This window comes from Pseudomonas sp. KB_15, assembly GCF_052114525.1.
Taxonomy (GTDB): Bacteria; Pseudomonadota; Gammaproteobacteria; order Pseudomonadales; family Pseudomonadaceae; genus Aquipseudomonas.
The window spans coordinates 1-369 of record NZ_JBFREX010000350.1 but is presented as its reverse complement, the minus strand read 5'-3'; the positions used below and the strand labels follow the sequence as shown (position 1 = coordinate 369).

Sequence of the window (369 nt, the reverse complement as noted above, 5' to 3'; positions counted from 1 at the left end):
GTTCTCGATCGACGATGTGACGACGACCGAGATCGACGACGCGCTGTCCGTCACCGAACTCGACGGCGGCAAGCTGCGCGTGGGTATCCACATTGCTGCGCCGGCGCTGGGCATCAAGCGTGGCGATGCGCTCGACGCCATCGCGCGGCATCGTCTGTCCACGGTGTACTTCCCGGGCGACAAGATCACCATGCTGCCGGACCCCATCGTGGAGCGCTACACGCTCCAGGAAGGGCGCACCTGCCCGGCGCTGTCGCTCTATGTGACGGTGGACCCGAACACACCGGACGGCATCGCCATCACCGCCAGCGAAACCCGCGCCGAGCGGGTGCCGATTGCCGCCAACCTGCGCCACAACCTGCTCGAGGA

General features: G+C 66.9%; 1 protein-coding gene. It reads left to right on the top strand.

Translation table 11 applies throughout. The features are described 5' to 3' along the window. On the top strand, positions 1–369 hold a 369-nt coding region (locus AB4Z35_RS31240; protein ID WP_442101331.1), incomplete at both ends, for a ribonuclease catalytic domain-containing protein.